22 protein-coding genes and 5 pseudogenes are annotated in these 25,176 nt (G+C 49.5%); 15 read left to right on the top strand and 12 right to left on the bottom strand.

Going from position 1 to position 25,176, the window contains the following annotated elements:
• Positions 1–97: 97 nt before the first annotated feature.
• The 3 genes from EL633_RS22640 to EL633_RS22630 form a co-directional block, all read right to left on the bottom strand.
• Positions 98–301 carry a class II fructose-bisphosphate aldolase gene (locus tag EL633_RS22640; RefSeq protein ID WP_218027558.1) on the bottom strand — a complete coding sequence of 68 codons (204 nt, stop codon included), beginning with the start codon at positions 299–301 and terminating at the stop codon, positions 98–100.
• 647 nt (positions 302–948) lie between these two features.
• The gene (locus EL633_RS22635; RefSeq protein WP_126629576.1) at positions 949–1,419 is read right to left on the bottom strand and encodes a hypothetical protein; all 471 of its coding nucleotides are present in this window, start codon (positions 1,417–1,419) and stop codon (positions 949–951) included.
• A 177-nt stretch (positions 1,420–1,596) separates the two neighbouring features.
• Complete coding sequence (locus EL633_RS22630) at positions 1,597–2,079, bottom strand: SRPBCC domain-containing protein (protein ID WP_126629575.1); 483 nt, start codon at positions 2,077–2,079, stop codon at positions 1,597–1,599.
• A gap of 749 nt (positions 2,080–2,828) precedes the next feature.
• Between EL633_RS22630 and EL633_RS38245 the strand changes: the two genes are divergently transcribed.
• From EL633_RS38245 to EL633_RS22615, 3 genes are all read left to right on the top strand, one after another.
• Positions 2,829–3,107: a helix-turn-helix domain-containing protein gene (locus tag EL633_RS38245; RefSeq protein WP_126629574.1), complete on the top strand. Its 279-nt coding sequence runs from the start codon at positions 2,829–2,831 to the stop codon at positions 3,105–3,107.
• An 840-nt stretch (positions 3,108–3,947) separates the two neighbouring features.
• Positions 3,948–4,328 carry a VOC family protein gene (locus tag EL633_RS22620; protein ID WP_126629573.1) on the top strand — a complete coding sequence of 127 codons (381 nt, stop codon included), beginning with the start codon at positions 3,948–3,950 and terminating at the stop codon, positions 4,326–4,328.
• A gap of 11 nt (positions 4,329–4,339) precedes the next feature.
• Positions 4,340–5,089 carry an aminoglycoside phosphotransferase family protein gene (locus tag EL633_RS22615; protein ID WP_126629572.1) on the top strand — a complete coding sequence of 250 codons (750 nt, stop codon included), beginning with the start codon at positions 4,340–4,342 and terminating at the stop codon, positions 5,087–5,089.
• A gap of 36 nt (positions 5,090–5,125) precedes the next feature.
• On the opposite strand, the pseudogene EL633_RS38375 reads toward EL633_RS22615, so the two are convergent.
• The 5 genes and pseudogenes from EL633_RS38375 to EL633_RS22590 all read right to left on the bottom strand — a co-directional run bounded on the left by EL633_RS38375 (position 5,126) and on the right by EL633_RS22590 (position 8,907).
• Positions 5,126–6,275 (bottom strand): annotated as a pseudogene (locus tag EL633_RS38375) (IS3 family transposase).
• A 697-nt stretch (positions 6,276–6,972) separates the two neighbouring features.
• The gene (locus tag EL633_RS22600) at positions 6,973–7,173 is read right to left on the bottom strand and encodes an FAD-dependent oxidoreductase (protein WP_126629569.1); all 201 of its coding nucleotides are present in this window, start codon (positions 7,171–7,173) and stop codon (positions 6,973–6,975) included.
• 273 nt (positions 7,174–7,446) lie between these two features.
• Complete coding sequence (locus tag EL633_RS36690) at positions 7,447–7,620, bottom strand: hypothetical protein (protein ID WP_161982351.1); 174 nt, start codon at positions 7,618–7,620, stop codon at positions 7,447–7,449.
• 71 nt (positions 7,621–7,691) lie between these two features.
• Positions 7,692–7,916, bottom strand: a complete 225-nt coding sequence (locus tag EL633_RS36685) for a hypothetical protein (protein ID WP_126629568.1) — start codon at positions 7,914–7,916, stop codon at positions 7,692–7,694.
• Between the two features lie 202 nt (positions 7,917–8,118).
• Positions 8,119–8,907, bottom strand: coding sequence for a nucleotidyltransferase domain-containing protein (locus tag EL633_RS22590; RefSeq protein WP_126629567.1), 789 nt, complete (start codon positions 8,905–8,907; stop codon positions 8,119–8,121).
• Between the two features lie 525 nt (positions 8,908–9,432).
• Between EL633_RS22590 and EL633_RS22585 the strand changes: the two genes are divergently transcribed.
• The 9 genes and pseudogenes from EL633_RS22585 to EL633_RS36680 all read left to right on the top strand — a co-directional run bounded on the left by EL633_RS22585 (position 9,433) and on the right by EL633_RS36680 (position 17,920).
• Positions 9,433–9,987, top strand: coding sequence for a winged helix-turn-helix domain-containing protein (locus tag EL633_RS22585; protein ID WP_126629566.1), 555 nt, complete (start codon positions 9,433–9,435; stop codon positions 9,985–9,987).
• Positions 9,988–10,056: 69 nt separating this feature from the next.
• Complete coding sequence (locus EL633_RS22580) at positions 10,057–11,379, top strand: serine hydrolase domain-containing protein (RefSeq protein ID WP_126629565.1); 1,323 nt, start codon at positions 10,057–10,059, stop codon at positions 11,377–11,379.
• A gap of 713 nt (positions 11,380–12,092) precedes the next feature.
• Positions 12,093–12,350 (top strand): annotated as a pseudogene (locus tag EL633_RS22575) (maturase); the annotation flags it as partial.
• Positions 12,351–12,766: 416 nt separating this feature from the next.
• Complete coding sequence (locus EL633_RS38235) at positions 12,767–13,108, top strand: transposase family protein (RefSeq protein ID WP_126629564.1); 342 nt, start codon at positions 12,767–12,769, stop codon at positions 13,106–13,108.
• A gap of 102 nt (positions 13,109–13,210) precedes the next feature.
• Positions 13,211–13,993: pseudogene (locus EL633_RS37605) on the top strand (ISL3 family transposase).
• Positions 13,994–14,168: 175 nt separating this feature from the next.
• Complete coding sequence (locus tag EL633_RS22550) at positions 14,169–15,032, top strand: hypothetical protein (RefSeq protein WP_126629561.1); 864 nt, start codon at positions 14,169–14,171, stop codon at positions 15,030–15,032.
• 136 nt (positions 15,033–15,168) lie between these two features.
• Positions 15,169–15,462 carry a hypothetical protein gene (locus tag EL633_RS22545; protein ID WP_126629560.1) on the top strand — a complete coding sequence of 98 codons (294 nt, stop codon included), beginning with the start codon at positions 15,169–15,171 and terminating at the stop codon, positions 15,460–15,462.
• Between the two features lie 249 nt (positions 15,463–15,711).
• Positions 15,712–15,903, top strand: coding sequence for a hypothetical protein (locus EL633_RS22540; protein WP_126629559.1), 192 nt, complete (start codon positions 15,712–15,714; stop codon positions 15,901–15,903).
• 1,840 nt (positions 15,904–17,743) lie between these two features.
• The gene (locus EL633_RS36680) at positions 17,744–17,920 is read left to right on the top strand and encodes a hypothetical protein (protein ID WP_161982350.1); all 177 of its coding nucleotides are present in this window, start codon (positions 17,744–17,746) and stop codon (positions 17,918–17,920) included.
• Positions 17,921–18,624: 704 nt separating this feature from the next.
• Here EL633_RS36680 and EL633_RS22535 read toward each other — a convergent pair.
• The 3 genes and pseudogenes from EL633_RS22535 to EL633_RS38225 all read right to left on the bottom strand — a co-directional run.
• Positions 18,625–19,407, bottom strand: a complete 783-nt coding sequence (locus EL633_RS22535; protein WP_126629558.1) for an alpha/beta hydrolase — start codon at positions 19,405–19,407, stop codon at positions 18,625–18,627.
• 119 nt (positions 19,408–19,526) lie between these two features.
• A pseudogene (locus tag EL633_RS38230) lies at positions 19,527–19,776 on the bottom strand (dihydrofolate reductase family protein); the annotation flags it as partial.
• 222 nt (positions 19,777–19,998) lie between these two features.
• Positions 19,999–20,103: pseudogene (locus EL633_RS38225) on the bottom strand (TetR/AcrR family transcriptional regulator); the annotation flags it as partial.
• A 291-nt stretch (positions 20,104–20,394) separates the two neighbouring features.
• Here EL633_RS38225 and EL633_RS22520 point away from each other — a divergent pair.
• Positions 20,395–21,024, top strand: a complete 630-nt coding sequence (locus EL633_RS22520; protein ID WP_126629557.1) for an NADP-dependent oxidoreductase — start codon at positions 20,395–20,397, stop codon at positions 21,022–21,024.
• Between the two features lie 1,662 nt (positions 21,025–22,686).
• The gene (locus tag EL633_RS22510) at positions 22,687–23,217 is read left to right on the top strand and encodes a PAS domain-containing protein (protein WP_126629555.1); all 531 of its coding nucleotides are present in this window, start codon (positions 22,687–22,689) and stop codon (positions 23,215–23,217) included.
• A 135-nt stretch (positions 23,218–23,352) separates the two neighbouring features.
• On the opposite strand, the gene EL633_RS22505 is transcribed toward EL633_RS22510, so the two are convergent.
• Positions 23,353–23,832 carry a CAP family protein gene (locus tag EL633_RS22505; protein WP_126629554.1) on the bottom strand — a complete coding sequence of 160 codons (480 nt, stop codon included), beginning with the start codon at positions 23,830–23,832 and terminating at the stop codon, positions 23,353–23,355.
• Between the two features lie 928 nt (positions 23,833–24,760).
• Between EL633_RS22505 and EL633_RS22500 the strand changes: the two genes are divergently transcribed.
• The gene (locus tag EL633_RS22500) at positions 24,761–25,141 is read left to right on the top strand and encodes a VOC family protein (RefSeq protein WP_126629553.1); all 381 of its coding nucleotides are present in this window, start codon (positions 24,761–24,763) and stop codon (positions 25,139–25,141) included.
• Positions 25,142–25,176 lie beyond the last annotated feature (35 nt).

Here is a 25,176-nt window from a genome sequence, read left to right as displayed (position 1 = left end):
CGGATAAGCCCAAAAAGGAGACCCTCTGCCTGTTCTCACATGGAAATGCTCTGCGCATCTGCGTTCCGAAACGCCCTCACAATTGTTAGATTTTCCTCTATTCTATCACGAGCATAGGATATGCTGTGCGACCAGACCTGTTCTTCCTGGAATTGTGTAGTATCCACATCCTGACCTGAGAGGCGATCTGTGATAGCAGTTCAAAGTCGAGCGGTGGAGGATTGGGGGTGAAGCCGTGGACGTTGCCGATCGCGACCGCCAACATGGAGGCACTGGTTGCCTCAACGAAAGCGCGCGCCATCGGTTGCCCCATCACCCCACCCCGATAAAGCCAATACGCGGCCGCTCGTTCTCTCTCATCAAAGGCCTCCTTACTCTATGCGCTGGTATCCATCCCAATGCCCAGATAAACGGTGCTACCATCATACACCACAGCATCCCATCAATGTCGCGTCAGAGAGAAAACGATTTCTAAGAAGGTAACCTGTGCGGGAGTAGACCATGCCCAATACATTGCAATTCGCCTATCGAAGACCGGCTTAAAATTCGATTTGTTGGAGCAGGAATACGATAAAGGAAACAATGAAAGGAAAGACAAGTGGTAAGATCACTGGTATGACGATGGTGGCGATGACACTACTGAGTGTACAAGTTTTCAAGGGCCAGACCGGAAATGAATCATAGGTCAGGTCATAACATTTTTTGAGCGTTTCCAGATGTTGCACTTCAGCCTCGATAGCCTGCGCGATCCTCCGTTTGCTTCCATACAATTACCCCGAAAAGATGTATGAGCTTAGTGAGCTTATGCTATTATAGCAATCGAAAATCCCTTCATCTATCCCTTACATTTTAACCAGAACCCATGGTACACGGGCTGCTCATACAGAATGCGCTGCCCGTATTCCTCTTAAATGTTTGCCAAAGAGAAACGCACCAAGAAAAAAACGATCATGCAACGGCAGCCGGGCGTCGCAAGAAGAGATGAAGCAACAACAGATAGGCCACCGAGACCATGGCAAAGAAAACAGAGCCTGCTAACCCAAAGAACACCGCTCCACCACCCGCATTAGGATCAAGGATCGCGACAATACCTGAAAAGATACACAGCAAGCAGAGCGCATAAAAAGGCCCACCGCTCAAAAAGATCATCAGGCTCCGCATACGCCTCTCCAGAGGTTCCAGCAAGCCACGTATATGGCGAGCAAACAGACGTATAAAGACCACACCCAATATCACGTACACGATGAATAGCACCAGCCAGGCCACACCGATTAAGGAAAAATTTTTGTAGTGGTCAATAAGAAACAATATCTGCTGAAAAATCAACAAAAGGCCTGTACACATAGCGATAAAAACGCTCGCAGGCCACCAGAGACGAAACAACAGGCGCACCCCCGCCAGAATCTTTTCAGTATTCATTTTCTTAGAACAAAATCCTTCCTGCACACATTTATTCTCTCCCTCCTGGAAAAAGTTGAAGGGTTAACCACCAGAACTAGAGGTCCATTCAGGAAGCACAATACCAGCATATCGGATGCGCAACAAGGCCACGGGTGTCATCAAACACGCACCCATGACCTCGGTCATTGGAGTTCGTTACTCTACATAGCACTCCAGCTTCTCCAGCGAGAGCCGTGTGCCTAGCTCATTATCCTCGGCTCGAATGCCCGGCGGGATTTCCTTGAAGACAATAATTACCTCTGTACCTTCACCTTCAGGTTCCAGCGTAACCTCCATAATCATCTCACCTATCAGGGCAGGATCTCCCGTATCAAAGGTGATCGTCTCCACGATCCTGCTCGGAGGTCTCAGTTCCAGGAAGCACGCCGTATAGCGATCTTCACGTCCCGCCGTCTTGCCACGGACGCTCTCCTCGGATTCTGGATAGTACAGCGACATCTGATAGCCTCCACCGACCCGACCATCGAAGCGGTGCACTTCAGCGGTCATATCTCCTGGCGCCTGCCACGTCGCCAGGGCCATCGGATCGGTAAAGGCTTGATACAGCACATCCTGTGAGGCTTTGATATATTTCGTGTTGTGCGTGCTGGCACGCTGTAGATGCTGTGCATCTGTCATCGGAGTATCCTTTCACAATGCTGGGCATTATAATCGTATCCTTCTCATACTGAGGATGGATATCTCTAGCAGAGCTTATTCAATGGCAATCATAGCATAACGCGTTTATACGCAAAAAACTTCTCCCATCTTGCTCTTCATTGCTCGCAGAGAAAAAAAGAAAAAGAACGCGAAATCGCTCCTGACGACTGCACAGCCCCAGAGAGGCAAAAGAGACATGCCGACGGGTATTCCCGCTGCTGCTTGTTGTCGTCACCATCGCGCTGCCTCTCTTTTTGTGAGTACGGCAGATTGGTATCTATTGTGCCGTTCGTTGTCTTGTGTTGATAGGAATGGTGCTGTCTGTGTGCCTGCTTCATGCGTGTGCATGGCGTGTTTTTGCTGCTGCTGATCGTTTAATAGAAGAGAAGTAGTTACAATGAGAAAGGAAACCAGTAGATGTCTGAACGTGTCAGACTTGCGCCATATTGGGGACGGTGATGATGATGGTGATGGCTGTTTCTGCAGCAGTATCGGCAGCGGACGAGGTGATGGCATCTGGAAGAGGGGGGCAGGCTGCATTTTTCCGTGCGCATGCTGCGTCCTAGGCGAGGATGCTTTAGTGAGACCAACGAACATTGCCACCACCCATGCGGCAAGCTCTTGTCGATTTAAAAGCTGAGTATCCACCTTTCACACTCCATGAGCTAGCAACTATCTGCTACGCGCAATTTGGTCGCAGGCCATAAGCTCGCACGATCCAAACTGTATTGGCTTCTGGCCCAAAACCAACAAGAAAAGAGCGGCGATACACACACTATTCCGCTTTTGATGATCCTACCCAAGGACGCATTGCCATCATTCGTCTGCATATGGAGGGATGGTCTGTCAAAAGCCTTGCAGGATATTTTGGCACGAGCCGTCAACATATCTACAGGGCACTCAAGCGATGGGTTGAAGAACAATTTACAGGGCTTCAAGACAAACCATCCACGCCTCATCAACCGGCAACTAAAACAACCCTTGCTGTCATGAATGCCGTCAAGTAGCTGCAAGCCAATCCGGAATTGAGTGAATATCGTATCAGTGCTGCTCTTGAACAGCTTGGGATCAAACTCTCTCCCAGAACGTGTGGGCGTATACTGGCATTGAATCGGGACCTGTATCATCTTCAAATACCTTCCCATACTGGTGTCCCGCAGAGTGGACAGCAAGGGTATTTCCGTGTGGAAAAAGCGGTAATGGTGAGAGCATCATCGATTCTCTCGATCTCTGTGATTTCCAAATCTTCCGGCAAGGGAGCATAGCAGACACTTCCATCTTCTTCACACGATCCTTCTAAAACAGTCTTTTTATTGATATAGAACGATCTACCGATGCAAAAATAGCGAACGAGCTTCATCGAGAGTGTGTAAGATCCGGCAGCAACTCGCATCTTTCGCAGAAGTTGGGTATACTTGCTTGAGAGGACGAGGCAGTTCGCAACGTGATCTGCTTCATTGAGAGCGTCAAGGAGCAATGATACGATTCGCGCGTTGATGGCTGCTTCTCTGCTGGCCGCTCAAGGACAGAATGTTTGGGATATTTGGATCACTCTTGCATCCTTTCCTCCCCTCAAACAGCGGAACCATCCTTTGATTGATCTTGGGATGAGGAGTTGTGCTTTGTAGTGGTGCATCAGATCAGTAACCGTTCATTCCAAACGCTGGTCGGCGTCAATTGTGGTCTGTTGAAGATATTCCAGGGAAAGACGTATCCAGAGATGAGCAACTTCTCGTGTATCGTCGCATTCGTACGTCCCTTTTCCGGTCAATCCGACTCAACCTGTTCGTGCCGAAACGATTGCCACTGATCCCACAGCGAAAGTAATGCATGGGAGAAACCAATCTATGTCATCGTCCCAAAACGATCAACCAACGCTTATTTCAATTGCTCCTCGTTTTCTTGTTGGAGATATGGAGCTAGCGCTGGCCTTTTATGCTCAACTTGGCTTTACAACCAACTATCGTGACGGGGAGTTTGCCATTGTCGAACGAGATGTGATGAGTCTGCACTTCAATGGTGCAGACGGTTACTCGGTCTGTTGGATTGGCGTAACCAATATTGAGGCGTTGTACCAGCAGTATTTGCCAACTAGTGCTACTCAGCCTCCCCTCACGTCTCAACCCTGGGGCATGAAAGAATTTGTCCTCTGCGATCCTTTTCGGGACCTTCTCCTCTTTGGGGAAAGCATACCCAAAGAGGAGAGGAGTACCGAACCTGGGGCGTGAGGACACAAGCGATGGAAACTGATCCGACATTTGACAAACCACAGGCCGAGATTCCCCTGCTGGGTGGGCAACTGACGCCTGGTATCGTGCGCGTAGGAAACACCGTGCGCAGACCACCAAAGGGCAATGCCGTATTTGTTCATGATCTTTTGGTCTTCTTGCAGGACCAGGGCTTCCCGTTCGCTCCGCGCTTTTTGGGGATGGATGAGCAAGGCCGTGACATCCTCAGCTATCTTGAAGGCGAGACGTGGCCAGGCAGTGGCTCTGGACTCTCTGATGATCTGCTGGAGGAGGCGGCCAGGGCCATTCGATGCTATCATGATGCCACAGTGGGATCAAGGCTTTCACAAGGCCAGGAGATTGTTGCCCATCATGACCTGGGACCACATAACACCATTTTCCAGGCTGGGCACCTGGTAGGCTTCATCGACTGGGATGATGCAGCGCCTTCCACGCGGTTGCGTGATCTGGCGAATGCCGTCTACAATTATGTCGATGTGAGCCATTGGTCCAATCAGGCCGCCCCTGAGCAAGCACGACGTATTCACCTGATGTGTGTGGCCTATGGCTGGAACGATCCTCTTGCCATCGTCAATGATTTCGAGGCTGATGTACAACAAGCGTTACGCAATCATGAGCAGGCTGGCCGGACAGGGGCTATCAAGATTTTTGCTGAAGAGGTGAGCTGGATGCGTCTGCGAGCACAGGAATTGCGATTGGTGTTACGAGCATCTCTCGTTCCACGACGGCCAGAGGAGTGAGCTTGACCCACTTTCATGGACAGTACAAATGGATGGCTAGGTCATCGATGCTTCATAGTGAAAAGGACTCAGATATTCTAAAGAAGAATGACGGCGTTGACGATTGTAGAACGTTTCCACATACTCAAAGATGGCTGCTCGTGCGAGAGCATAGGTCGGAAAACGAGTCCGAGAGAGGCATTCCCACTTGATCGTGCTCCAGAAGATTCCATCGCCGCGTTATCGTAGCAATTGCCCGTACGACTCATGCTGACGATCATGCCTTCCCGTTCCAAGAGATCACGATAGTTCTTACTGGTGTATTGGGAGCCTCGGTCCCAATGATGCAAGAGACCATCGGATGGATGCCGACGCAGCAACGCCATCCTCAACGCCTTCTCCACAAGCAACGTGTCTTGTTCAGAGGCCAACGCCCAGCCTACCAGCGATCGTGAAAAGAGATCAAGCACCCCAGCCAGAAACAATGGCCCCTCCTGCGTCTGGAACATCGTCACATCCACCACCCACTTTTGATTGGGAGCGGTCGCGTGAACGTCCTGATCCAGCACATTTTCCGTCTTCGGATGCGTCGGATCTTGCCGGGTCGTCTGGACGCGATGGCGTTTTTTGCGGGCACAGAGGTTCTGTTCTCTCATGAGCCGAGCCACACGCTTGCGCGAGCAACGAGACCCTTGCGCTCGGAGCTCTGCATAGACCCGAGGACTTCCATAACGCTGTTGACTTGCTTTGTAGACATCCTCAATCGCTTGTCTCAACTCGCCATCTTCTCGTGTATGGTGACTCTGGGGGCGTCGCCTCCATGCATAGTACCCACTGACTGAAACCTCAAGGATGTCACAGAGCCGCGTTACAGGGTACTCAGACTGAGCCACTGCAATGAACTGGTAGGTCATCGTTCGGTTCGAGAGAAGATGGCAAGTGCTTTTTTTAAGATATCACGTTCCTGTCGTAAGATCTCGTTTTCTCGTTTGAGCCGACGCATCTCTTCTGCTGGTGGCGTTTGATGACCACTACCGGGAAAGGCATCAGTCCCGTGTGCACTCATCTGCCGCTTCCAGCCGTGAAGCGTGTTGTCTGAGATGCCCAGCTCCCGGGCAACCTGAGCCAGTGATTTTCCACTGCGTTCAACCAGGTCCAAAGCGTCTCGTTTAAATTCGGCGGGAAAGACTCTTTTTCCAGTTTCCATGGTGATCCTCTTTCCTGTCTAGTAGACACGCGTTTCGATCCTCCATGAAAGTGGGTCAAGGTCAGATCGGCAGAGCGATGGAAGCCGCGAGGAGGAGAGCAAAAGACGCAGGCATTCATGTCGATGCCTTGGTGTTCTCTGCTCCAGTGGCGACACATATCGGAGCCACAGCGGGGCAGGGCGTGTGCATACGGGAAAGATGATGGGAGTCGAGGATCTCTTGAAGGTGTTCTGAGAGCGTCATGGTGTGCCTTTCGTGTTGAGATAGTGCCATTGCCAGTAGACCAAAGACGGCAAGAGGAGAGAGGGCGCATGCTGTATTTTCCAATAAAACGGGCCTTGATCCATTGTATTGTGTTTCCCCAACAAGAGGTCAGCTTAACAGTACAGTCTTCACGCTGATGGATCGTGTTGGCGTGCGCAATGTTGCTCGGCAGATGCGCTATTTCGATGCATCGTATGACCAGGCTCTTGATCTCTTGCTCACTGGTCACTGTTCCGTTTTTTAGAATTGGAAAGCCCTGATGTAGAGAAAAATATGCTTGTCAATGTGGATTTATCTGCGTATAATTGAAGAAGTAAGTGATTGCTATGAATAGAAAGAAGAAGCGTAACTATTCAGGACAACTCATCAGGGGCTGTTGTCAAAGGCTCGGATCATCCGTCCTCTTTATTCCCGAATCACCTGAAAATATTGCTAATAACTCTGCTGCTTTAATGTCTTGACAATCCCCATTTTCTCTGCCACACACAATCCATCGCCTATCAGGGTTGTGATCGCTCCAACAGGCTGGTACCGGGCGACTTGTTCAATGAGCGTCACATCATATCCATAGTAGTCAAGCCAGTACGCTAGCGTGAGTCCACTGATTCCGCTTCCGACGACTAAAATCTTCATACTATCATTCTTCTTTCTTTTCGTATTCTTTGGAGAGCGACGACTTTCTGTATCTCAAAGAAGGGATCATTCACGAGTGAAATTCCTTTCCTCTATGAAACAGGTGTATTTGATGGGGAGGCATGCTTCCCTCGTAACGGTGGAAGCGCGAGTACAACACTTCCCGAGGTAGGCCCAGGATACGTGTAAAATTCGTAACTGTTCAGAAAGGCTAGGCAGTTGCAGGGATCGGTATCGATCTGCTACAGTAGCCCCATGAACAGAGATGAAGAGCTATACCACCTTCGAGAAAAGAATCAGGCGCTCCAAACAGCGAATCAGACCTTGCGAGAGGCTATCCATGCCATTGAGTCTCTTCAGCAGAGGGTCAAGGATCTGGAAGGGGTCGTTGCTTTTTAACAAGAGCGTCTTAAGGTGCTTGAGGGACAACAAGCCAAAGACAGCCATAACAGTAGTTGCCTCCTTCCTCTGATCTCTTTGTGCGGGTGCCCAAATCGTTGCGCAAGCAGAGCGGTAAGTCACGTGGAGGCCAGCCAGGACACGAGGGCTATGCATTGCGCCAGGTCGAAACACCAGATACGATTTTGATTCACCGGGTTGAGCACTGTTCGAACTGCCACTCCGATCTCTCTGGTGCTTTCGCCAGACTCGTCGAGAAACGTCAGGTCATTGACTTGTCTGCCAAGCGGCTCTGGACCACTGAACATCAGGCCGAAGAGAAGCAGTGTCCCAAATGCTTGCATCTGACCGTGCCTGCTTCCCTACAGACGTCAGAGCACCAGCGCACTATGGGGCGGGCATTTAAATGAAGATTGGTTCTCTTTATCGCCATTCTAATTGTCTGGTTTTAATTCATCGCTCATAACTTTATCACGCCAAAGATACCGCAAACGTGAAATTCCTTGTGATAGATTTTTACAGTGATGCTAGTTCAACCTCAAGGGCTTACCAGTCAGTGAGGGCGGGCCGACGTGTGAACCAGCCCCACTCGTCGTCTTCGACGAAGCGGTTCAACGCCTCGTCATAGCTCATATTCCAGTCATGGAAAGCATCTAGGCTGGTACCAAAGGCATGCGCGTTCTCGATACTGGGATTGCGCAAAAGCGCTTCCGCCAGCTCGATGAAATTTTCTGGCTTCTGGTTCAGTCGGGCCACGGTATCCAGCAGCCATTTGTGGCAAGGGAAAAGAACCCGATTATACGCGAGCAGTAAACGACCGGCAAAGAGAACCAGATTGTTGGCTGTATGGTGCAGCAGATAGAGGTTGTTATGGTCGGTGGCAGTATGAATAAAGTAGCTTCTATATAGCTGGACCTGGGCATAGTATGCGGCCATTTTGCGCTCGCGTTCATGCTCTGGATAGCTCGCTATGCTCTGTATCAACGCTGGCAGGCCGGGGAGGTGTGAATAGGTGGGATAGGCGCCATGCAGTGCATAGCGGATAGGCTCGCTGCCATGGTCCGCCGCATCTATGAGGAAGCGGTGGTTAATGATCTTGACGTCGTAGTAGCCACCCGGCCAGTCACAGCCCTCAGTCCAGATCTGTACCAGCTGGTGCGCCGCGGCCAAGCGTTGATATTCCTCATCACTGGCAACCAGCAGAATATCGATATCCGAGGCTGGACTGGCACTGCCATGCGCGACTGAGCCAGAAATGATCAGTGCGGGATAGCGGGGATCGTCCTGAAAGCGCTCTATAAGACGTTGAATAGCCTCTTCATGGTGCTTTTCCATGTATCTATGTATGCTCCTTGCATTGTAGTGTTTCCTGGTAGTATAAACCAGCTATACCCATCTTGCCAGGTGTGCCACTCGTCATCACAAGGCTGTTACAAAGTCGAAATCGCTTTAAGAGGTAGGACCAGGATATGTGTAAAACGCTATCACAGCGCACTTTTGTTCTAAAAAGTACTGAGAAATTGCGCCTAAACTTGCTTTAGGAAAGGAAAAGGCAACCCTAGCATGCCGCTAGAGAATTGTCCAATTTTACCGCCATCAAGTAATCACATTTACATACTGGTGTAAATACGAACTTTAAACGGCTCATGCGCGCTTTGTGTGGAAGCTCTAGCATGTTGAAAAAGAGGAGCGGAGAGGATGCTCACTGGAAGCTCATCCTCCTCCCCTTGTAGCACCACGGCTCCACATGAAGTGCGCATGAACTGTTTAATGTCCTGATTTACAGGCTTGACTTCCTCACGCCATTCTATTAATCTATAAATACATAATTATAGATTAATAGAAAATGAGTGGAGAGCTATGGGTGACAGCATGAATGAGCGGTTGGCAGAGCTTGAAGTACGACTGGCAGTTGTCGAGGAACGACTTCGAACGCTGGAGAAGCCAGTGGGCATGGTTGAGTTCAGCGCGGAGACGAGCACGGTCAACCAGGTGAGTTGGAGCGACCGCCTGTCAGCACGCCTGCTCCCCGCATCTCCGGGGAATGAGCCGATGGGGCTGATCGCGTACGCGGGAGCCGTTCGCGGCGAAGAGGGGGAGATCGCGTGGGACTTTGAACGCAAGGTTGAGGACCTACTGGCGCTGGATGTTGAACCAATTGCACAGGTCTTGGCGGCCTGTGGGAGTATTCCTCGCCTGGAATTAGTTCGCCTGTTGCTACATGGTCCGCAGAACAGTCAGCAGTTGCAGGAAGCGCTGGGCCTCTCTTCAGGGCCACTTTATTACCACCTCAAAGAACTGATGGCGGTCGGCATCGTCTCACAGCCAACCCGCAACAGCTACCAGGTCGCGCCACAGCGCGTCGTTCCCTTCCTGGCCCTTCTCGTGGCCGCGCTAGACGTGCGAGGCTTATGAGTAAAATCTGTGGGCGGCCGTTTGCTTGCGCCGAATGTCTCATCAATAAAAGCGGGAGATACGCATATCATGGCATACCTACAATCTGTTTTTAGAATTGCTAACATTTTCTGCGCCTTTTTCATCTTTCTTCTGCTGCTACTGAGCGTTAACATGGTCCCACTCGCCAGCGCGCATGCACTACATGAGCCGCTGAGCACGCAGATCGATACCTACTTGCAGCGTGTGGTACGAGAGCAAGGCTTCGCTGGCTCTGTCCTGGTGCATAAGGACGGCAAGACCATCCTGCGCAAAGGCTACGGCCTCGCTGATGATGCCCGCCACATGTCAATCACCCCGGAGACTGTCTTCGACGTAGGATCGATTAGCAAACAATTCACGGCTGCCGCAATTCTGCAACTGGAGCAGCAGGGCAAGCTACGCGTTATGAATTGCATCAGCACCTACCTTGAGCACGTTCCCGCTGACAAAGCCGCGATCACACTGCACCAGTTACTCACCCATAGCTCCGGCCTCCCCGACGACTATGCCGGGGGCGACCTTGAACCTCTGAGCCGGGAAGAGGCGCTACAGGCCATCTTCTCCCTACCGCTTCAATCACGCCCCGGCGAGAAGTACGTCTACTCCAACGCAGGTTATACCTTGCTCGCAGCCGTCATCGAACGCGTCAGCGGAACAAGCTATCCAAAGTATATGAAAGACCATCTCTTTCGACCTGCGGGCCTGCTGCACACTGGCTTCTACAACGATCCCCAGTGGCAACGGCTCTCAGTGGCGCATGGATATTGGAACGGCACGGATGAGGGGTCGCCCGCCACGTGGCCAGGACCATACTGGACGGTCATGGGCAACGGCGGCGTGATGTCGACCGTAGATGACCTCGCAACCTGGTGGCAGGTCCTCCAGGCGCATACCCTCCTCTCGCCGTCCCAGACAGAGAAACTCTTTCACAAATACATCAAGCAGGACAGCGAGGGCGAATACTACGGCTATGGCTGGACCATTCAGCAAACGGAGCAAGGCGAGCTTATTACTCATAATGGCGGAGGCATCGGTGGCAACTCGGACATCGCCTTCTATCAGCAAGAGCATGTATCCATCTTTATCTGCAGCAACCGCATCACCTATCGTATCCTCTTTAGCCTCCCCTACGATATTCACCTCCTTGCCACCGATACCAGCAAACAACTAGCAGATAATATCTTCCACCATAACTTCTCGCGTCTGCCCCAGCCAACCTTCACGCTTATACCTGCCTCGCTCATCGCGGGTGGCATCCTCCTCGTCTTCCTCCTTGTCATGTTCAGGCTACGGCGCAAAAGGAAGTTAGCCGGGCAACATACCATCTCAAAATTTTCATTACGGTCGCCTTCTAAAAAACCACCAGCCTAAATTCAGAGCAGAACAATTTGAGGTAGGAAGTTACCGAGCGTGAAATTCTCCTAGAACCTGTCTTAACATTCTTGCGTGGCTAAATGGGGATGTGCGTCTACTCGGACGCACATCCCTCGCTCGTTCCTACTTTGGTGTACATACAAGCTTTTGCATGTCATATCGCTCACGCCCACTAATCTGCCCCTGGTGACAGCTTACGTTTGCGCCGTGTCGCGCTTGATGATATCCCTGGTACAGCTAAGAAGTACTCAGAAGGAGGTCCTTGGATCGCCCAACCCACCCGGAGCCGAAAGGCAAAGGGGAAAATAGCATGTTGCGGAAAGCAGAGATCAGTTGAAGATATGTAGGCTGATGCACTGCAAGATCCGTGCACTACGGCGAGAGCTAGACTGCCCGAAGCCCAATTCTCAGAGGAGTATCTGTCCTCCCATCGACACCATATCTGAAGTCGATGCCATCCTGAACATGGATTACTATGTAAGATCCCCGTTCCTTCTGCTAGATGGACGATGACCAGCCAGGTCATTGAAGGGAATGAGTGGGCCGCCTACGGTGCGCTCGATACGTACAGTCATGACAAAACACGGGATCGCCTACCCACTGAGAGGTGAACGGCGATGGAGCCTCCATAGTAATCAGCGAGTGGGAAAACCGCTTACATGGTAAAGGGAGGTAGGTCATTCGATCCTAAGAGAAAAAAGGTACGCGAGATGCGAAGCGCCGAGCAGATCTTAGGCATCATCCGAGAACGTGGCAAACAAGGATCGCCGCTGGAAGACATCTATCGACAGCTCTACAATCTGACCCTCTATCTCATGGCATACGCCCACCTGTATTCCAATGAGGGAGCCATGATTAGAGGAACCACCAGCGAAACCGTAGATGGAATGGCGCTGAAGAAAATTGAGCAACTCATCGACGATCTTCGTCATGAGCGGTATCGATGGACTCCAGCACGACGAACCTATACAGGCACAGCTGGCCTGCACGCTTTCGGCGTTTGTCAGCTTGCATCTGACTGTTTTCCCACTGCGGGGTAAATTTGAGCAGAAAATCATCGACATTGCAGAACAGTTCGAGTAGACTCATTGTCAGATCCCTCCGTTGGTGAATAGATGCTGTTTTCTTTCTTCTATTCTAACTCATTGGAGGGAGTCTGCTTATCCAGAACTCACGTTATATTAGATAATGCCCAAGTCAAGAACTTTTTATTCTTCTGAAAAAAAGATAATAAATAACGTAAATCACAAAAGTAGAAAACATGATTATGATTGGGGTCTTTGTCCTTGCGGGTGAAATGAGACAAAGAGAGGGAAGAAAAAAAAGCTCATCATTCGTTGAACTTGATAAGAAAAAAACAGCCAAGTGAAACGAAAGATAAGCGATGCAAGATCAGCATATCATAGAAACAGAGCCGACCCAAAGAGAGGGGATCTTTGTCCCACTGGATCTGCCCGGATTTCAGATCTGTCAGCAGTTCTGGCAGGAGGATGGAACGATTTGTGTCACAATCATGGCTCAAACAGCCCAGGTGTGTTGTCCTCGATGTTTGCGCCTCTGTACCAAAATTCATGATCGACGCCTGCGAAAGAAACGAGATCTGCCCTGCCAAGCACATCAGGTTCACCTCATGCTTCTCAAGCGGAGATTTCGTTGTGAAGCCTGCCAGGCGGTGTTTACTGAACCAGATACCGTGTGTGGCCGGCGCCGAAGAACAACCAGATGATTGCGGCGATACATTGGAACCCAGGCGCTCAACCAACCGCTTTCTGACGTCGGAAACGCCTTGCATGTTGGCTCACGTTTTGTGCAAACCTGTTTTCAAACCATGCTGGAAGAAGAACTGAACGCTCAAGGAACGTTGGAAGATGAAACGTCCGATCTGCCTTCGCCACGTTTTCTGGGCATCGATGAATTCGCTCGGCGTAAAGGGCATGTCTACGACACCATTCTCTGTGACTTGGAGCATTCAAAGATGCTTGAGGTCAGCGATGGTCGGACCCTGGAAGCGGTGTGCCGCCTGCTTGGGCGCCTCAAGGATCCTCATGCGGTAGAAGCGGTCAGTATGGATATGAGCACCTCCTTTCGTCCGGCAGTTCAACAGTGTTTGCCCCACGCTTAGATCGTGGTGGATCATTTCCATGTGATTCACCATGTGATGAAAGCCTTTCAAAAAACGGTATTAAGCTGGGCCCACAAAAAGGAGGGAATGATCTTGCTGCATCGCAAACAGCGTCTCATTCTCAAGGCGAAAGAAGATTTGACTGTTGAAGAAAGCCAGGAACGCGTGCGGTTGCCTGAGTTGGACCAGGCCTGACAACTGAAAGAAGGCTTACGTGATTGGTATGCAACGGCGACCAAAGAGCGGGCAGCAGAACAGTTGGATACCTGGATAGCGTTGGTGAAAGCCAGCACCTGTGATCTGTTGAAAAAAGCCATTTCCATCTTTCGACGGTGGAGGGAAGAGATTCTGGCCTTTTTTGATTACCGTATTTCCGACGGCTTTGTTGAAGGAAAAAACAATCGGACCAAGATGATGATGCGCCGAAGTTACGGCTTCGAAAATCGTCAGCATCTTCGGCTCCGTATTCTTGCAGGCAACCTTCGATGAATCACGTTTTCACCCGCAAGGATAGAGAGCCTATACTTCTCTTTAAGGGCTAGCCTCATCCTTAATAAATGCCGTCCTGCGTTATCACTACTAGTCTGAATGAATAGTATCATATCTGTCCTGATGTATTAAAGAAAGCACCTCTATGAAGAATTATATAATAGGAGGCACTATAATGCAACGGCATTTTAAGTTCTTCATCTGTACCAGAGATCGTCCTCATATGCTTGAACGTTGTGTTAAAAATCTGGCTTATGCATTTAATACACTGTCTTCTGAAGCCCATGCAGTGTGTTACATATTTGATGACTCGACAGATGTAGATGTATCTCGTTCTATATATAGAAAATGGAATGGCCAGCAAGTTCTGAATTTCTCTATTATTGTCATCGAGGCCAGATTACAGGATAATATTTTTCGGCGGCTTTCAAATCTTGCACCTCATCATGAGGAGGCCTTGCACGCATTCTGTAAAACGCTGGGTCAGGGAGAATGGGATCTGGCTGGTGTACGTAACTTTGCATTCCTTTACGCTTATGCCTGCTCTGATGAAGATGATCTTCTTGTTTTTGTCGATGATGATATTCTTTTCCAGAGCAGCATGTACCATACGCATGCTATCTCTATTAATGGCAGTGAGGTGCTTCGAACCCTGGAGGCCAGTACCCCTCCTAAAGCGGTCAAAGCCAGCGGAGTATACTACCTGGGTCGCGCGGATATTGCTGTTTGTGAACACATACAACTCACAATGGAAGATATGCGCATAGCGATAGAACAAAAGGACGCGGATCAAAAACAGCTGGCTGCTTTACATGTCTTACTTGAAGATATAATGCTGTTTCCGCAGACACTCCCAACTCGCTTGAATCTTCCTGGTATGCAGTTGATAGAACGTGGACCTGGGATCAGCGGAGCCGCGCTCGCAACGACACCAGCATCGCTTCGATCACATGGCTTGATGCGCACTTATAACGAAGATTGGGCCAGGGCTACTGCATGCCGCCCCTCCTCAATCCCCGCTTACCAGAGACTTTTGTAACTATCAGCACCATGGCGATATCATCTATTTTGCCCTCGAAGATATTTTTCTTACTATACCGCCAGGCTATGATTGCCTGCGATGGTGTGAAGAACACCTCGACGTCAGATACTTTGCTCGTTCGTGTCAGAAGCAAATGAATAAAATTACAGCGACGCTTCAAAATGTAGAGCATATTACCCTCCTACTGCATCAAGTGAATCTGGCAAGTCATTTTCATCTCCAGGATATTCGTGCTATTCAGCGCAGTGTTGAGCGTATGAAAGAGCACTTACTCGTCACCCGGGCCTATCTCACATCACAAGGGCCGGACATTTTTTATGATGATTTTGTGGCATACTTGAAGATGAAACCCGCCTGGTCCGCTTTGCTCGATGAGGCGAAGCAGAAGCTTTATCCCTCCCCCTCTCTCATTCGAACATATGAATAAAACCATGAGCACTATTAGCGAACAATCACCCCATGTCATATCCCTCCTTATTTGAAAATATTGAATGAAGCAATTAACACTTATCGATTAAAAATGTGTTATATGGCGAAACATAGCGATATTAATTATAGGAGGAAGAGTATTTATTACTCTTTCCATAAATGGCTATTCAGCAGCTTTGAGGAAAATACAGTGAATGGCGAGCATTCTTGCTCAGCCAAAAGTATGTCGTATAAGAAAGGAAAGTCCATGACCCCATTCTTCGTAAAAATTGATCTCTTCACGAATAAACTCAGTCCAGTCAATGCGCTTATCGCTACACTTTTGGAGCGGTTATTCCCAACCGATAATGTTGAGGTCCTGACGCATCGTCTCTCCCACACACTCCAGCCGACGGAGTGTGCTCATCGTGACATCTGGGGGATGGGACTCAGGCAATAGGATGAATGTGGGGCAAACGGAAAAATCTCCTGTGTGTGACAGGCGTGGGTGAGCAGCGGCACGGAAAACCACTGCTTTTTTGTGTGCGTGGGGACATTGGGAAGAATGATGTATCCGTCCCCAACACGTCCTTGACACGCCCCAGGGTCGGTGTGATCGGAGGGATCGTCGCCAGAGAGGCGCTCTCTGATCTCCAGATGAACCCTCAGATGACCTCCAGATGATCCCCAAATAACCGCTACATGACTGCCAGATGACTTCCAAATAACTGCCACATGATGGTCCATGAGCGGGCGTGGAGCCGAGGGTGAGATGCTTTTCCTGTGTTGTGTGTGAGGCTGCCTTGGTCTGGGTGGAGAGCGGTGAGAATGTGGTGGGGTGAATTTTTTCCGTGTCTCCAAAGACGGAGGTTTTTCTGCATAAATGCCTCGGGAAATGGCATAGATACGCAGAAGATGGAAATCTGATGGGAACCAGGGTTGAGTGAGCAGATTGCTGCTTTGCGCCAAAAGACGTGTGTTTTTTTGCATAGTAGACCTCAGTGAGGGGATTGTATCTGATATGAAAGGGAAACCTGGTGAATGGTACCAGACGGTTCCTTCTTATATTCATAGGAAAGGGAAAAGCAATGACGAAACGCAAACAACCTGTGATGACCTGGTCAGGTGTCATTGTTGTGGCCCTTTCTCGTAACGGTTTAGTGTTATGTATATATAAGCTTATAGCTATACGATCCAGCGGTGAAAGAGTTGATAGTGATGTAGACCTAGCTGATAAAACAGTACGACGGTGTGACGGTGGAGCGGTGAATTGTGTCATGATGAAATGGGATGGAGCGAAATGGGTTGTATGGGTCTGGTGGGGATGGGAGGGAGAGGGAAGATCGGGCAAAAAGGCATTGATGCTCTGCCGTAGAATATGCATGGACGCAGATTCTACGGTGGGCAGGAGAGGAGGAGGCGGAAGAGAGAGGCGTACAAGTTCCAGACACGTGGTGAAGCCTGGCAGCGATGCCGGGTTTTTTGTTGCGGTGAAATCAAACTGTTTCACCGCTTTATCGTGAAAAAGTTCAACGGTCGAACAGTGGAACGGTATTGGATCATGATGGAATGGATGGGATACCACGAAGGCGAATGCTGGTAGGTGGGATATGCAGGAATGGCGCGTGCTGACGCTGAGAAGCTGCTAGGTGGTTGTGACGGCGATGGTGGATATATTATATTTTGTGTCTGCCAGGGAACTGGCTTCCTCTGGTCCTGTCTGTGGCATGGCAGAGAGAGTGATCGTGAAATCGTGGAACGGTAAAGAGGTGTGACTGTTTCGTGGCTGGCGCGGTCATAGATGAAGTCAATTTGAATATGTACAATATGCACAATGTAAAAAGTGTCTGGTTAGATTGTACAATGTGCACAATATCCACATAACGACCCCTAGACTCGATAGCTCGAACGCATACCAGTCCTTCACCAGACCTCTTCAATCACAGAACAAGAACAGTCTGCTTTGCTTTGTATTCTTCCAGGCGGAGGCGAGAGGGAGCATCAGCGGGAGGAACATTACAAGCCAGACACTGTGACCAGGCGCGTCGATAATGAGCGTGTTGCTAGCGATTTCGCAGCGTTTCACTTGGTTCCAGAGGAGTTGCCGGAGGAGCCTCCCAGAAGATGTGGGGCTATTTCAAGGGGCTAGCCTTCGGAGACGTTTTCAACAACGAAGGGGTCTTTTATACTTGCCCTAGTGGGAGAAGAGGTGTTGAGCAGGACGCATGTGCTTGCAAGCGGTGCTGCAGATACATCTTTCATATCCCCACAAAAATTCGTTAGTAAGGAGGAACATTGGTATGAATGAAGACAAGAAGGTGCCATTTACGCAGCCGTTAGAAGATGCCAAAAAAAACTTCTTGGAAGATGAGCTCAATGATCTGGAATTTGAGATCGAAGAGTTGGAGACTCGCTTAGCATTTATGGTACCAACTGATGGGTATGGAGGCGGACATACATCTGGCTGTATATGCTAACCCTCGCTTGAAGGCCCATATGACGGTGTTCACGGAGGATGAAATACACTCCTGAGCACCGGTCACCCACTCCACACAAACAAGAAACGAAAGAATGAGACAGTTTTATAAGCGGATTATCTCAGAACATCTCTTCGCATCAGCAGGAAGACAATGTGTTTCACTGCCTCCTTATTTGAGATGAGTTATTGTGTCATGATGAAACAGGGGAGTAGAGGGCGAAGCAGAGCAGCGTGTGCGGCCAGGCGGAGGCCGACTGAAAAGTCGGCCTTTTTTTATGTGTCTGAGCAAGTGGGTGCGTCATGTAGGAGTAACGGTGAGACCGTTAAACGGTAGCCCAGTAGAATGGTGGAGGTGTGAATTATGTCATGATGAAATGGGATGGAGCGAAATGGGTTGTATGGGTCTGGTGGACACCTCGCCGTATGATGCTTGAAAGGGGTGTGCACTCAAATTATGCAAAAAACGCTTGGGCACTTGAAAATGGGAGAGAATCTAGGTACGATTGATGCATCAGCCTATCTCATCGTGCCAAGGGGGATCACACGGTGCCCAAACGCAAGCGCGTCCAGCGGGAGCACACCGAAGACTGGCAGACTATTCAAAATATGACAAGGTGAAGCAGTATCTTCTTCGGTTATACAAGGAGGCTGTCTTTGGACGGCAGCCCCTTTCGCTTAACAAACGGATTCTCCATCAAGCTGCTATCGTTCAACTTGTGGGTACACCATGGCGATTCCATGCAGGTAGGTAAGTGCAATCCCCTCGGAACCGTGACCTTCACCGGCATAGATTTCGCTGCTCACCGTCAAACCAGGATAGTTGCCCTGCTCTAAGAAGGTAACAAATCGCTGAAAGTTCGGAATGTCATCCTCCTCTAACTCGCCTACGGAAAGGTAAAGCTGAATCGGATTGCTGCCATTGTGCGCAGCCAACTGCGTATCGTGATGAATCCAATAATCATAAGTGGATTTCAGAATCGCGCTGCCGGAGATATAGCGCTGAAAGGCATCCGGTTGACGGAACAACGCATAGAGCACAAAGAAGCCACCCGACGAATAGCCTTGCAGGCAGCGATCCGAGGGAATGGTGCGATAGTTTGCATTAATAAAAGGGATCATCTCCTGCGTAAGGGCATCTAAAAAGAGGTGTGACACACTCTCGCTAGAGGCGCCGGGCACTCCGGGAATATCGAAATCAAGGTCTCGTAACGCAGCGAATTCATCAGAGGTTTCCATGTCATAGCCAATGCCGACAATGATAAGCTCAGGTACTTTCCTGAACCAATTGCTAAAGCGCGTCAACCCAGCCGCCACACCAAAGTTATAATCACCGTCTAACACATAAATCACGGGATACGCCTGTGTAGATGTCTTGTAGCTGTCCGGAAGAGCGACGGACAAGTGATATTCCCGACCACGGATAGTAGAGAAGAGCGTTCGCTCCTCTGTGCCAAACAAGGCTGCCCGTGGATACTGTTCACTCATATATGCCTCCTTAGGTTTATCATGCCGCCGAGATTCTGTTGGTCCTGGCTCCTTTGATATGCCCGCAGGAGCTACGCCAGAGTTCTCAGCAAAAACTGTTGGCGAAAGATAGCCTCAGTTGCTCTGAGGTCACGCGAGACGACCCATTTCGGCTGGCTCCGCCACGCCGTGTTTCTCTGCATCCCATTCAGGATGATCGTCATCCCAGGAACGCATGAGTTCATACACTTGGCGACCATAGATACTGCCTGCCCGCAACTGAGCCTCTTCGATGAAGTGGCGGAAGGGCGTGGGGCTTGTTGGCCCAAACCGCATATGGTCGACGTAGCCATCTATGCACTGGTTCATTCCGAACACGAGTTTAGCCATATCACTCCTTCCTTCACGCGGCACATCTGCGCGGTCATTCATATGCCCATCCAGCGACATTGGCGTTCCGATACTACCGTTTCCCATACCACCTCCAGAGCATAAATGGATGTTTCCTTCTTCCAATCTTACCCGTTCCCTTCGAAAAAAACTTCTCTGATCTTGCTCTTCTCCTCTTATAGTCAGCACATCCCGGAATTCCTCACGGAGAATGGCCTCCAACAACGCATATTTGTCTGCAAAATGCGCATAAAAGGTTCCTCGATGGACATTGGCTCGCTCGGTAATCTCCTGAATACTCATGGCGGTAAAACCTTTCTCTTGCATAATATCAAGAAAAGCCTGCCATAAGAGCTGACGGGTGCGTTGGGCGCGTAGATCGACGTTTTTCGGGGGCGTCGCCATTAGAAAGTGCTCCTGTTCTTGCTTGCTTTGACCATGAAGCCGGCTTGGGTGTGGTGTTCTGTTTCTCGACATCCGACTCTTTTGTTCCCTAACCGACAAAAAGGCGTGATTGCACATGGTTTGCTGTGTCTTTTCCTCGTATCATTGTAGACAACGCTTGCCTGATCTGGTAACAGGCAAGGCTGGTTGAGCATACGGCGAAAGGAGAAAGAAATGAATATCGATCTTCCCAAAACCATGAAGGCCATCCGCTTTCATACCTACGGAGGCCCCGAAGTGTTACAGTTGGAGGACGTGCCTGTGCCCAGTGCCCAGGCAGGAGAGGTGCTCGTTCATGTTCATGCTGCTGGGGTCAATCCCGGTGACTGGCAGATCCGTTCAGGGCTTGCCCACAGGAAATTCGGGATCGATGTCCCGCTCCCCTCTATTCCAGGCTATGATGTCTCTGGGATGGTGGCAGTTGTGGGACGTGGTGTCACGAGCTTTCAAAGGGGGGACGCAGTCTATGGCATGACTACTCAGAGTGCGGCGTACGCACAATATACCACTGCTGATCCTACACATCTGGCTCTCAAGCCACTTTCCCTTGATCACATTCAGGCAGCAGGAGTGCCGATGTCTGCCTTTACCGCGTGGCATACACTCTTTGTGCGAACGCGTGTCGTAGCTGGACAAACGGTTCTCGTCAATGGAGCAGCAGGAGGCGTTGGGCACTTTGTCGTGCAACTGGCAAAAGGGCAAGGGGCACAGGTTGCTGTGAACTCCACAGAGCAGGCCATCGAACCTGTAGGTTCACCTCGGCATCTTACGTGGTTACTCTTGCGCAAGCCTCACCGAAGCTGAATGGTCCATGCTCACCTTTATTCGGGAGGTCAAAGACCTTGATACAACATACGCACTGGCGCAACAGTTTTTCAAGATGATTCGAGAGCGACAAGCCGATCAGCTTGACTCGTGGCTTCAAGCATGTGAGAAAAGTGGCATTCCCGATCTCCAAACCTTTGCTGAAGGTTTGAAAAGAGAGTATACGGCTATGAAAGGGGCCCTTCAATTTCTTACAGCAATGGTCCAGTAGAAGGGCAAACCAACAAGCTTAAGTATATCAAGCGTAGTATGTATGGACGGGGGAGTTTTGGGTTATTACGTCAGCGGTTTTTACAAGCTGCTTGATGGGAGCACAGAAGTTGCGGAAGATTCGATTTGATAGAGTCTCGAAGGCTGAGATATACTCTATGAAATGAAGAAAAGGGTCAACAATGGGAAAAATCCAAAAAGTCTACATGCGAGAGGTTAAAGAAGAAGTGGTGCGACTCGCCTAAACGAGTGGTAAGCCAATCACGCAAGTGGCACGCGAGCTAGGAATTCGCTCGACATGGCCAAGAAAAGGTTCTAGGCAGTAAACGCCAGACGCCACTGTAGGAAGGAAGCAACATGGACTGTTGACCAAAGGTTTTTTCCCTCCTGTTGAGCAACAGGAATTGTGCGATTTGACCCGATTGCGGACAACATTTTTGCAAGAACGTGCTCGCTCTTTCTCTAGACGTAGTTCAGTGCACCACAATGATGCCATGGGAAGCGCATGTCACCTGTTATCCTGTGACAGCCTGCCTCCCAACTACCTCTACAACGAACGGATCTCACTCTACATCCGCGGTGTTTTCACCTCATGATAGCACATGCGCAAATTTTCTGGTTGGCAAGGATTCTCAAAGGCCATGGGAAGCGCATTATCACTCGTTGCCCAGTGATGGCCACCTTCCGCCTTCAGCATAGTGTAATCAGTTTGAGACACAGACTTAGCCTGCTGTATCACCATCGTTGGTACGACAAGTATGTACCAAGAATGATTGAGAAATAGCGCCTCCAATCTTTATTCATGGCCTTTTCGCTTCGTCGTTGTCGCTATTTATCTCTAGTAGTTTCAATCGATCCAAGCTATGAAGGAGTTACTTCACATGTCCCATCATCTGGATACGCCGCTCGCGCATCAGAACGGCCAGTTCTTTATCGATGACCTGCATGCCTTTCGCTGCAACTCTTCCCCGATATCTTGTCCTATGTCGCAGGAACGCCCGCGACATTCAGGTTCGCTGGTCGTAACGGTCGGACCTGGGTTGAAAACGCACCCGAAGTGATGCTCTCCCTCGTGGTGAATACGGCTGTATCCTCAGGGCTAACGTTGGCCACATTCTGGTGGCGGTAGAACAAGGAATGTCCGTATGTTGTGCCAGCATAAACCACCGAGAAGCCTAAACTATATCATTTCAAGGATAAATGAACCCTATGAGTACAGCCATCATCACCACACAAGATGGAACGACCATCTTCTACTGATATCACAAAAACGATGCGGCATAGATACGGATCGTATTGCAATGCAGGGATACTCATCATATACGCATTCAACGGTTTACGTAGCTAGACCACTTTATACCCAATCAGAGTCTGAACCAACCATCCTTCATAAGAAAGATGGTTGGAAAATGGAAGAGGAGAGAAATATATATGATTAATGACATCCCAGAAATCCAGACATCGAGCATGACTGGCCTTGACCTCACCCAGCTTCTCGAAACCATCCCTAGCGCCATTGTCTTCCTCAATCAAAACGGAACCGTCATCTATGCCAATTTGCGAGCGACAGAGATTATGAAAGCCCCTGTACTCACTGGTACCATCTTCTGGGAGTCGTTTCCCTATCTGGTCGTCCCCCCACTCTATACGGCGGTAGACACAGCGATGCACACGCAGCAGTCTTTGAGCATCAGTTACTCCTGTCCACTGACATTCATGACATTCCAGGTACATCTTTCTCCACGTAGTAACGGGGTATTGCTCTTTTTCCAGGCAACAATGGATTCGGCCTCCTGGCAAGAAGCGTTTCATAACCAGGAACGGAAGTACCACCTCCTACTGGAAAACATCGCGGATGGTGTGTTGGACTTGACACCTCAGGGGTTGATTCAGAATATCAGCCAGCGTCTCTTACACCATACAAAGATGAACCGAGAGGATGTTCGAACGATCAGTGAGTGAAACTCTCATTGACAGAGACCTCCCCACATATGAGGAGGTCTTGTTTCAAAGCGTATACTATGTGTTAGCTGAGGCAAGTTTTCTTGCAAAGGGTACTGACAATATGTGTCAAGCATCCTGTAGGTTAGTTTGCTATTAAGGGACGTTTTCGCCCTGCATGTTTCCAGCAGGACTGTATCGGCACACCAGATAGTCATTGGTGCCATCACTGGCGAGCCCGCATCCAACGCTGGTGGTCGTTCTCCAAATCACCTGGGTATAGTGGCCGGCATCTGCCCAGTTCCCTGTTTTGGAAATATCAGGGAATGTTCCCCGTTTGAAATTCCCTTGTTCAGAACTGCCATCAATCTCAGTCTTCCCCCAGGTATCGACCAGTTGCGCTGGAGTATAGCCTCCTTTTGATTCCATCGCAATATTTTCTCCAAGACCTGGCCTTGCGCTAGAATCACTATGCTGGAGATCATGGATGTTGGTTGCCAGATTATCTGCCCATTTCTGAGCGCCAGCCGCCAAATCGCTGGACCATTGCAAGGCGGGAGCATTGATGCCCACTTCTGATCGATACGCGTTATGAGTCGCGAGAATAGTTGACTGATCTTGTGGAGCTAACGTCATGTGTTTCCTGCTTTCTCGTAGGCATTCAGATGCGTAAAGCGTCCTAAGATGAATGCTTGTGCAGCTACAACGGAGAGTCTGTATACAAAAAACAACTACGATGAACGCACGAGAGGAGACTAAAATGTATATCGTGAAAGAAAGTTAAAAAGCCGTTCATTGGTGACTATAAAGCGTGATTAATCTAAAATAGAAATAAATGTTTAAGATAATATGATATTTTCTAGGATTATACGTGCTATTAGTATATTTTTCAAGCTTTTTTCGAACCGTGAGGAGAGATTTAGTTGTTTCTTCTCAATTTTCTCTGGGAGGTAGTCACTTTTCTTGAAGACGAGGGGAGACAAGTAGTTCTCATCAAACGAACGGTTTTGAAACTCGTCAATCGGCTCATAAAACCGGTCGGTTTGAGATAAGGACGAGCAGAGACTTTTCTTGTGACGAACGTGTGAGTAGGAAGGGTGAGTATGTAACTACTTTGTGAAATACCTGGACTATGCTGTTCCTGGATCTCTCGCCGTAAATTGAGCTTACATGTCGTTTGACTGATAACCTCGCCGAAACGGGGATTTATGCGTCAGTAGGAAAAATTGGCGAGGTTATCAGTCAATAATGAAATGGTGTTTAGAGACGTTTACTCGATTGATTTCTTCTTGTGGGTTTGGTGCCAGTCATGCACCTGTAAGGCGCTGAGTGCAGCTCCCGGCAAAGCTATGAGCAATGTAAGCCAGAATTGCATGAGAAATTTACCTCCTTTCTGTCAATGTGTTGACAGAAGGAAGGCAACTGACCGGACCCAGTTCACATGGCCCAGTTTTAGAATAAGTTGGCTGTTTCCGCCGCTGGTATACCATCTGAACCATATCATGGTTGTTACGCAACTTTGCTGATCAGAAATGTGGTAATGTGAAAGGTACAGGAGGAACCTATGCAGATTGACTCTTTAGATCATGTTGTCCTCACCGTAAAGGATATTGAGACCACTTGTCAATTCTATTCGCACGTCCTGGGCATGCAAGTGGTCACGTTCGCAGGAGGACGAAAGGCGCTTCAATTCGGAAAGCAGAAAATCAATCTCCATCAAAGAGGGAATGAATTTGAGCCCAAGCCTCAACATCCAACCCCCGGTTCTGCCGACCTCTGTTTCCTGATATCTCTCCCATTGGAGCACGTGATCGCGCATTTGCAATCATGCCAGGTTGTCCCCCTTCTGGGACCGATCGAGCGAACTGGAGCCACAACGCCTCTCATGTCTCTCTACGTTCGTGATCCTGATGGCAACCTGCTCGAAATTTCCACTGCTCGTTGACTGGTTCCTTGAATCAGCAAACCTGCGTAACAACC

It is taken from the genome of Dictyobacter alpinus (assembly GCF_003967575.1).
Lineage (GTDB): Bacteria > Chloroflexota > Ktedonobacteria > Ktedonobacterales > Ktedonobacteraceae > Dictyobacter > Dictyobacter alpinus.
This window is presented reverse-complemented; position numbering and strand designations above follow the sequence as displayed.